General features: G+C 71.7%; 8 protein-coding genes and 1 pseudogene. 4 read left to right on the top strand and 5 right to left on the bottom strand.

Annotated elements, in window-relative coordinates; genetic code table 11:
* Positions 1-39: 39 nt before the first annotated feature.
* Positions 40-1677 (bottom strand): amidohydrolase, encoded by a 1638-nt coding sequence (locus ACZ4LX_RS23030; protein WP_467647750.1) that lies wholly within the window; start codon positions 1675-1677, stop codon positions 40-42.
* A gap of 76 nt (positions 1678-1753) precedes the next feature.
* Positions 1754-3283 carry an APC family permease gene (locus ACZ4LX_RS23035; RefSeq protein ID WP_467647747.1) on the bottom strand — a complete coding sequence of 510 codons (1530 nt, stop codon included), beginning with the start codon at positions 3281-3283 and terminating at the stop codon, positions 1754-1756.
* 101 nt (positions 3284-3384) lie between these two features.
* Between ACZ4LX_RS23035 and ACZ4LX_RS23040 the strand changes: the two genes are divergently transcribed.
* Entirely contained in the window at positions 3385-4116 is a 732-nt protein-coding gene (locus tag ACZ4LX_RS23040) for a TetR/AcrR family transcriptional regulator (RefSeq protein WP_467647745.1), read from the top strand.
* 58 nt (positions 4117-4174) lie between these two features.
* Here ACZ4LX_RS23040 and ACZ4LX_RS23045 read toward each other — a convergent pair whose 3' ends face one another.
* Positions 4175-4876 (bottom strand): FadR/GntR family transcriptional regulator, encoded by a 702-nt coding sequence (locus ACZ4LX_RS23045; RefSeq protein ID WP_467647741.1) that lies wholly within the window; start codon positions 4874-4876, stop codon positions 4175-4177.
* Between the two features lie 143 nt (positions 4877-5019).
* On the opposite strand from ACZ4LX_RS23045, the gene ACZ4LX_RS23050 reads away from it, so the two are divergent.
* A complete protein-coding gene (locus tag ACZ4LX_RS23050) occupies positions 5020-5529 on the top strand; it encodes a gluconokinase (protein WP_467647737.1) in 510 nt (169 codons plus the stop codon).
* A gap of 11 nt (positions 5530-5540) precedes the next feature.
* Positions 5541-6938 (top strand): GntP family permease, encoded by a 1398-nt coding sequence (locus ACZ4LX_RS23055; protein ID WP_467647734.1) that lies wholly within the window; start codon positions 5541-5543, stop codon positions 6936-6938.
* Here ACZ4LX_RS23055 and ACZ4LX_RS23060 read toward each other — a convergent pair.
* A pseudogene (locus tag ACZ4LX_RS23060) lies at positions 6924-7040 on the bottom strand (cytochrome b/b6 domain-containing protein); the annotation flags it as partial. The gene ACZ4LX_RS23055 and the pseudogene ACZ4LX_RS23060 overlap by 15 nt on opposite strands.
* Positions 7041-7188: 148 nt before the next feature.
* On the opposite strand from ACZ4LX_RS23060, the gene ACZ4LX_RS23065 reads away from it, so the two are divergent.
* Positions 7189-7620 carry an ASCH domain-containing protein gene (locus tag ACZ4LX_RS23065; RefSeq protein ID WP_467647731.1) on the top strand — a complete coding sequence of 144 codons (432 nt, stop codon included), beginning with the start codon at positions 7189-7191 and terminating at the stop codon, positions 7618-7620.
* 12 nt (positions 7621-7632) lie between these two features.
* On the opposite strand, the gene ACZ4LX_RS23070 is transcribed toward ACZ4LX_RS23065, so the two are convergent.
* A complete protein-coding gene (locus ACZ4LX_RS23070) occupies positions 7633-8856 on the bottom strand; it encodes an FUSC family protein (protein ID WP_467647728.1) in 1224 nt (407 codons plus the stop codon).
* Positions 8857-9049 lie beyond the last annotated feature (193 nt).

Genomic DNA, 9049 nt, shown 5'->3' on the forward strand with positions numbered 1-9049 from the left:
CGCCGTACCGCCCGCGCGCCCCCTCGGCGGAAGCCGCGCTCAGTCCCCGTACACCCGGCGGCCGCCCACATAGGTGGCCAGCACCCTCGCGTCGGCGATCTCCCCGGGCGGCGCGGCGTAGGGGTCGCGGTCCAGGACCACCAGGTCGGCCAGGGCGCCGGCCCGGATCGTGCCGGTGTCGTCGAGGTGGTTCACGTACGCCGAGCCCGCCGTGTACGCGGCCAGCGCGTCGGTCAGGGAGATGCGCTGCTCCGGGAGGAAGACGGGGCCTTCGCCGCCGGGGACGACGCGGTTGACCGCGGTGTGGATGCCGTGCAGCGGGTCGGCGCTGCTGACGGGCCAGTCGGAGCCCGCCGCCACCGTGGCGCCGGAGCGCAGGAGTGCGGCGAACGGGTACTGGAGCGCGGCCCGTTCACCGCCGAGGAAGGGGATGGTCAGCTCGTCCATCTGGGGTTCGTGGGCGGCCCAGAGCGGCTGGATGTTGGCGGTGGCGCCGAGGGCGCGGAAGCGGGGGATGTCGTCGGGGTGGACGATCTGGAGGTGGGCGAGGTGGGGCCGGGTGTCGGTGCGGCCGTTGGCGGCGCGGGCGGCCTCGACGGCGTCCAGTGCCTCGCGCACCGCCCGGTCGCCCAGCGCGTGGAAGTGGGTCTGGAAGCCGAGGGCGTCCAGTTCGGTGACGTATCCGCGCAGGTCGACGGGGTCGATGAAGCTGGTGCCGCTGTTGGCGGTGGCGCAGCCGCAGGCGTCGAGATACGGGGCGAGCAGGGCGGCCGTGCCGGTCTCGGCGACCCCGTCCTGCATGATCTTCACGGATCCGGCGCGGAAGTTCCGGCCGCTCAGTTCCGCACGCCTGGCGACGAGTCCGGGGATCTGCTCGGTGCCGCTTTCGCGGTCCCACCACAGGGCTCCGGTGACGCGGGCGGTGAGCGATCCGTCGCGGTCCGCGGTGAGGTAGGCGTCGGACACGTCGTCCATCGAGCCGTAGGAGCCGACGATGGCGTCCTGCCAGGCGGTGATGCCGTACGCGTGCAGCAGGCGCTGGGCGCGGAGCAGGCCGGCGAGCCGGTCGGCGGCGGTGGAGCGCGGGGTGTGGCGGGCGACCAGGTCCATGGCGCCCTCCTGGAGGAGCCCGGTGGGTTCGCCCCGGCTGTCGCGCTCGATGCGGCCGTCGGCGGGGTCGGGCGTCCGCGCGGTGATCCCGGCGAGGGCGAGGGCCCTGCTGTTGGCCCAGGCGCCGTGGTGGTCGCGGTTGACCAGGCAGGCGGGGCGGCCGGGCACGGCGGTGTCGAGCTGCTCCCGGGTGGGGGCGCCGCCCTCGAAGGCGTCCATGGACCAGCCGCCGCCGGTGATCCATTCCTGGTCCGGGTTCGCGTCGGCGTAGGCCCGTACGGCGGCGATGGTGGCGGCGGCATCGCCGGCGTTCGTGAGGTCGCACTGCGCGAGCTCCTGGCCGGCGGCGACCGGGTGGATGTGGGCGTCCTGGAAGCCGGGGAGCAGGAGGCGCCCGGCGAGATCGACCACCTCGGTGCGCGGGCCGATGAGCGCGCGTACCTCGTCGTGGCCGACGGCGGTGATCCGGTCGCCGGTGACGGCCACGGTGGTAGCACGGGTGCGGGCGGCGTCGGTCGTGTGGACGGGGCCGCCGGTGAACACGAGGTCGGCGCGGGTGTGGTGCATGGGTGATCCGTTCTGCGGTGGGGCGGGGTTCGGGGCGGGCCACGCGCATGGGGCCGGGCGGGGGTGTGCGCGAGGGTCAGGCCGGGTCGGGGGCGGTCTCCGGGAGCGGGGCGGGCAGTCCGTCCGGGGCGACGGAGCGGCCGGTGACGAAGTACGGGGACTTCCGGCCCCACTTGGCCCACCCGGCCGCGGCAAAGCCGGTCAGCAGGATGACGGCCGGGCAGAGAAGCATGAACCAGCCGTTGTCCGGGCTGACCTCGAAGTGGTCGGCCGAGGTGGCGAAGGTCCAGCAGAGGTATCCGCCGAGCGCGAGCAGGACGAGGGCGCTGATCACGGGGAGCACCACCGCGCGCAGGGCCGCCGAGGGGCTCTCCCGGAACGCGCCGCCGAAGCGCGCGGCGGCAGCCAGCGCGGTGAGCGCGTAGTAGACCGCGACGACGACGCCGATCGCGTTCACGGAGGCCAGGATCAGATCGCCGACCTTCGGGATGACGAGCGAGAGCACGGCGATGGCGGCGGCGATGCAGCCGACCACGACGGTACCGGCCGCGGGTGTGCCGTACCGGGGGCTGACCTTGGTCCAGAGGGGTCCGAGCGTACGGTCGCGGCCCATGGCGAACATGCCGCGCACGGTCGGTATCACCCCGGACTGCAGGGAGGCGACGGCGGACAGGGTGAGGGCGATCAACGGGAGTGCGGCCAGGGGCTGGTCGGCCAGCCGGTCTCCGAAGTAGGTGAGCCCCTGGGCTCCGTGGGCGGTCAGCTCGTCGAGCGACAGGACGCGCTGGAAGGCGAAGGAGCCGAGCAGGAACAGGCCCAGCATCGTGAAGAGCGTGATGAACCCGGCCTTGGAGGCGTCCTGCGGGTCCCGGATCTCCTCGGTGACGCTGAAGGTGGACTCGAATCCCCAGAAGCAGAAGACCGAGAGCAGGAGCCCCTGGGCGAGCTGCTCCACGGAGGGGATGGCGAACGGGTTGATCCAGTCGAGGCTGAAGGGGTGGGTGCCGGCGAACAGTCCGTATCCGCAGAAGCCGAGCAGGACGGCGTACTCGAAGACCAGGAGGTACTTCTGGAAGGTGGCGGCCGACCGCAGGCCGGTCACCGCGGTGAAGGTGACGGCGACGAGGACGACGATGCCGAGCCCGGTCGACTGGGCGGTGGAGTCGGGGTCGATCCGGACTCCGGCGACCCGGTCCAGCCCTCCCTCCACGGCGAGTTGGAGCAGGGCGGAGCCGGTGACGGTGGTGGTGTAGGCGAGGAAGACGATCGTGGAGACGATGCCGATCCAGCCGACGAGGAAGCCGAGCCAGGGGCTGAGCGAGCGGCCGACCCAGACGTATCCGCTGCCCATGTTGGGCTCGACCCTGTTGAGCCGGGAGTAGGCGCTCGCGATGCCGAGGATCGGCAGGAAGGCGATCAGCATGATGACCGGCAGGTGCAGTCCGACCGCGCTCGCGGTGACGCCGAGCCCGATGCCGATGCTGGTGGTGGCCGCGGTCGACGACGCCGCGATGGCGACCCCGTCGACCACACCGAGGCTCTTGCGCAGGGCAGCCGGGGACGGCGCCGTTCCTGGTGGCTCGCCGTTGGGGTTACGAGAGGACATCGCGGTCGCTCCTTGGCCGAGGGGCCCTTTTCGGCCCGCTGGCGGCACATCGAACTCCCCGGGGCTTCCGCACGTCAACGCTGTTGTCATAAGGTCCCGCCATGAACGCGAGCGAGCGGGTGGTGCCGGAGGGCGCGCGGCGCCGCAGACGTCCCACCAAACAGGGCACCGTGCTGTCCGAGCAGCTGATCGTGGAGACGGCGCTGCGGCTCATCGGCGAGCACGGGGCGGCCGCGCTCACCGTGCGCCGGCTCGGTGCGGCCCTGGGCTGCGATCCGAGCGCGCTCTACCGGTACTTCAGGGACACGGACGAGCTGTTGCTGGCGGTGGCCGACGAGCTGATCGGGCGGACGCTGCGGAGCTGGCGGCCCACGGGTGACTGGCGGGCCGATCTGCGGTCGCTGGGGCTGCGGATGCACGCGGACTATCTGGCCCACCCTCACGCGGCGATGCTGACCTGTGCCCGGGTGACCGGCCGGACCCACGAGATCCGGTCCGTGGAGGCGATCCTGGGTGTGCTGCGGGGTGCGGGATTCCCGGACGCGGAGGCGGTGCGGATCTATCACGTCTTCGTCGACCAGACGCTGTCGTTCGCGGCGCTGGACGCGTCCACGCTGGTGCTGTCGGATCAGGCCAGGACCCTGGAGGCAAAGGCCTGGCCGGAGATCTACGCCCGGCAGCCGGCGCACACCCACCCCAACATCGCGGCGACCGCGCCCGTACTGGTCGCGGAGATGGGGCGCAGCGGCTACCCGGCCGCGCTGGAGATGGTGCTCGCCGCGGCCGCCGCACGGCTGCACCACGTCAGCCCGGCCCCGCCGCGCGGCGCCTGAGCGAACGCGTTCGGGGCGCGTTCAGGGTGCGGGCATGCCCACTTCACGCAGGGCACGTTCAGGGCGCGAGCACGTCCAGTTCGTGCAGGGCGCCCACGGCGATCTCCTTCGTCAGCCGCTCCGCCTCCGCCGCGTCACCCCCGCGGACCGCTTCGGCGACCCGGACGTGCAGGGTCACGGCCGCCGGGTCGGGGTCCTCGAACATCACCTGGTGGTGGGTGCGCCCCGCCAGGACCTCGGCGACCACATCGCCGAGGCGGGCGAACATCTCGTTGCCGGAGGAGTTGAGGACGATCCGGTGGAACGCGATGTCGTGTTCCAGGTAGCCCTCCAGCTGCTGGCCGCGCGAGGTGGCGACCATGCCGAGGGCCCGTTCGGTGAGTTCGGCGCACTGCCGCGGGGTGGCGTTGCGGGCGGCGAGCGAGGCGGCGACGGGTTCGATCGCCGAGCGCAGGACGGTCAGTGAGCGGAGCTGGCGCGGACGGTCGGCGCCGGCCAGCCGCCACCGGATGACCTGCGGATCGTAGACGTTCCACGCCTCGGTCGGCCGTACGGTCACACCGACCCGGCGCCGGGATTCGACCAGGTGCATGGATTCCAGGACCCGGATCACCTCCCGCACGACGGTGCGCGACACGTCGAAGCGCTGGGCCAGCTCGTCCGTACGCAGGACCTGGCCGGGCGGGTGCTCACCCGCGGCGATCTCCAGGCCCAGGGTGTCCAGCACATGTGTATGCAGCCCCTGGCCCTGTGTGGTCATGGACCAAGAGTACGGTGGCCCTTCCCTGGCCGAAAAGTACGACGTTTACGTCACACCATCTTGAATAAGTCGTACGTATAGGTTTCAGTAGCGCGACGGACCGATGTCGAGGGAGACATCGAAGAGGACAGCGAGGCACCGTAATGAGCACCCCCCACGTCGTCGTGGTGATGGGCGTCGCAGGGACCGGCAAGACCACGATCGGTCCCCTGCTCGCCGCCGCACTGGGCGTTCCGTACGCCGAGGGCGACGACTTCCATCCCGCGGCCAACATCGCCAAGATGTCGGCAGGCACCCCGCTGGACGATGCGGACCGGTGGCCCTGGCTCGACGCGATCGGGCAGTGGGCGCACGGCAGGGCGGGGCTCGGCGGTGTGGTCAGCAGTTCGGCGCTGAAGCGCGCCTACCGCGACCGGCTGCGCAGCGAGGCCCCCGGCGCCGTCTTCCTTCATCTGAGCGGCGACCGGCCGCTCATCGAGGAGCGGATGGCGGGCCGCAAGGGCCACTTCATGCCGACCGCACTCCTCGACTCCCAGTTCGCCACCCTCCAGCCCCTGGAGGACGACGAGGCCGGCGTCGCCGTGGACGTGTCCGGCACCCCCGAGGAAATCACCGAGCGAGCCGTCGCCGCGTTGCGCCGGCTCGATAACTAAGGATCATCACCGTGACCAGTCTCAGCGTCGAGATGCTGGCAGCGGACGCCGTCGAACCGATCACTTCGGCCGGCAACGCGCAGTTGGGCATCGCCGTCCTGGCGGGCATCGCCGTCATCGTTCTGCTCATCACCAAATTCAAGATGCACGCGTTCCTCGCGCTGACCATCGGCTCGCTGGCTCTCGGCTCGTTCGCCGGCGCCGCGCCGGCGAAGACGATAGCGAGCTTCACCGCGGGTCTCGGCTCGACCGTCGCGGGTGTCGGCGTCCTCATCGCGCTCGGCGCGATCCTGGGCAAGCTCCTCGCGGACTCCGGCGGCGCCGACCAGATCGTCGACACGATCCTCGCGAGGACGAGCAAGCGGGCCATGCCGTGGGCGATGGTCCTGATCGCCTCGATCATCGGTCTGCCGCTGTTCTTCGAGGTCGGGATCGTGCTGATGATCCCGGTGGTGCTGCTCGTCGCCAAGCGCGGCAACTACTCCCTGATGCGGATCGGCATCCCGGCCCTGGCCGGCCTCTCCGTGATGCACGGGCTCATCCCCCCGCACCCCGGCCCGCTGGTGGCGATCGACGCCCTCGGCGCCAACCTGGGCGTCACGCTGGCCCTCGGTGTCGTGGTCGCGATCCCGACGGTGATCATCGCCGGTCCGGTCTTCTCCCGCTACGCCGCCCGCTGGGTGGACATCAAGGCGCCGGAGAAGATGATCCCGCAGCGCCCGTCCGAGGAGCTGGACCGGCGCCCGAGCTTCGGTGCCACTCTGGCGACGATCCTGCTGCCCGTCGTCCTGATGCTGGCCAAGGCCCTCGTCGACATCGTGGTGGACGACCCCGAGCAGGGGCTCCAGAAGGTCACCGATGTGATCGGCTCGCCGCTGATCGCCCTGCTCGCCGCGGTCATCGTGGGCATGTTCACGCTGGGCCGGGCGGCCGGGTTCACCAAGGCGCGGCTCTCCACCACCGTGGAGAAGTCCCTCGCCCCGATCGCCGGTGTGCTGCTCATCGTGGGCGCGGGCGGCGGCTTCAAGCAGACGCTGATCGACGCCGGTGTCGGCCAGATGATCCTGGAGTTCTCCGAGAACTGGTCGATCCCGGCCCTGCTGCTCGGCTGGCTGATCGCCGTGGGCATCCGGCTCGCGACCGGCTCGGCGACCGTGGCCACCATCTCGGCGGCCGGTCTGGTGGCCCCGCTGGCCGCCGACATGTCGACCTCGCACGCCGCGCTGCTGGTCCTCGCCGTCGGTGCGGGCTCGCTCTTCTTCAGCCACGTCAACGACGCGGGGTTCTGGCTGGTGAAGGAGTACTTCGGAATGGACGTCGGCCAGACGGTGAAGACCTGGTCGGTGATGGAGACGATCATCTCCGTGGCCTCGCTGGTCTTCATCCTGCTCCTCTCACTGATCCTCTAGCCGCTCCCCCGGCTCCCGCCGCAGCGGGTGCCCGCGACGGACCCATCGGCGCTCGACCGCCCCGGTACGCATGCCACGGCGTGCCTCCGGGCCGGCGAGCGCCGTCGCGGTCCGAGCGCTCCGGGCCTCGGGAACCGGAGGTCCGCCACGGCCCTCCCGGACCGGCGGAAGCCGGGGGCGGCGGCGGTCCGTCGCGGTCCCGTCGGTATTCTCCGCGCCGCCGGAGGCCTGCGGATGCCAGACTTGCGCCATGCCGAACCGCGAAGCGCTCAAGCCCTTCCTTCTCGCTTTCCCCGGCCCGCTGCGCGACCGGTTGGTCGAAGCGGTGCTCGACGGCCGGAAGGTGTCGACCACCGGACTGTTCGTGGAGTACCAGGTGGAGAAGGAGGAGCCGCCGCCGGTGGGTGAGCGTTCCGCGCTGATCGACTCGGCCGGGCGGGAGGTCGCGGTGGTGGAGATCACGGAGGTCCGGATCCTGCGGCTCGGGGACGTCGATCTGCAACACGCCCTGGACGAGGGCGAGGGCGATACCTCGGTGGCCGGGTGGCGGGCGGGCCACGAGCGGTTCTGGCACAGCGACGAGATGCGGGAGGCGCTCGGCGACCCGGAGTTCACGGTCGACGACGAGACGCTGGTCGTGGCGGAGCGGTTCCGGGTCGTCGAGCTCATCGGACCGGCCTGACCGGCCGCGCCCTCAGCGCACCGGATCCGGATCCCGGACGAGGCCCAGCCGGCGCCTGACCGCGAGCAGGCGGGGATGGCGCTCGTGCATCTCGCCCGAGCGCCGGTCCAGCTCCTTGCCCAGGCGCTCCGTGCGCTTCTCGATGTCGAGCTCGTCCAGGATGCGGTCGACCTCGGCGAGCAGCGCCCCGTGCAGCTGCCACTTCCTCGGGTGTTCCTGGACCGCCGCGAGCAGCAGGTCCGCCACCCGGTCGCGGGTCGCGCGGCTGGTCGTCAGCGCGTCGGCCAGCCGCTCCTCGGCGCCCTCCGCACTCGCGGCGAGCGGAGTGGTGATCAGCAGCGAGAAGCTCTCGACGGCGCCCGCCATCTGCCCGAACAGCTCGGTGAGCCCGGAGGCCACCTCCTGCGCGGGGAAGAGTGGTTCGTCGACCCGCTCCTTGGCCAGGTCGGTCAGCGTCCTGGCCAGCACCCGCAGTACCACCGCGCAGATCTCCAGCGTGTCCAGGCCGGTGCGCAGCACCACCCGGTAGAGCAGCCCCTGCCGCACCCTCGGGTTGAGCATGAGGCTTTCCTCGGCCTGCCGCAGCGACGCGTCCACCGCCACGATGTCGTGGTCGATGCGGCGGGCCCGGTGCAGCCGTTCGGCGGCCTGCTCGACGGTGACCCGGCCGCCGAGGTCTCCGCCCAGGTCACGGAAGAGCTCCCCCATCCGGCGGGCCAGTCCGTCGATCGACGCCCCCGCCGTCTGCACCCACACGGGCGGGGCGAACAACAGGTTGAACAGCAGCCCCACGCCCGCGCCGATCAGCGTTTCGAAGACGCGTTCCCACGCGGTGTCGGCGACCTGGGCGACGCCGAGCACCAGCATGGCGCTGATCGCCACCTCGGGCACGAACTCGTCCACCCGGACCAGCCGGCCGATGATCAGCGAGGTGAAGATCGTCAGCCCGAGGCTCCACCAGGACAGCCCCACCAGGGAACTGAACCCGCTCGCGATGAGCACCCCGACGATCACGGAGTTCACCCGCCGGATCCCCGTGGTCAGGGTGGCGTAGAGGGTGACCTGGACGACGAGCAGGGCGGTGAGCGGGGCGGTCAGGGGCGCGGGCTGGGACAGTGTCGCCGTCGCCACGACGTAGGCGATCACCGCCGCTCCCGTGGAGCGCAGGGTCTGGGCCCCCACGGGTTCGGTGGTGCGCCGGACGAGTTTGATGACGGGCTCGGCTACTCCTGGCATCTCCTTCCCATGCCCGGATCCGGCGCCCTCGCCCGGTTTACGGCCCGAACCCCACCGGACGGACGCGCCGGGGCGCCGGTGACGCCCCGGCCGGCCGCCCTAGGAGTTGTCGTCAAAGTGTCACGCCCACATCAGCAGCGAGGCGAGGGTGACGGCTGCCTGGTAGGACTCGGCGGTCTTGTCGTAGCGGGTC

It is taken from the genome of Streptomyces sp. NPDC026062 (genome assembly GCF_055568375.1).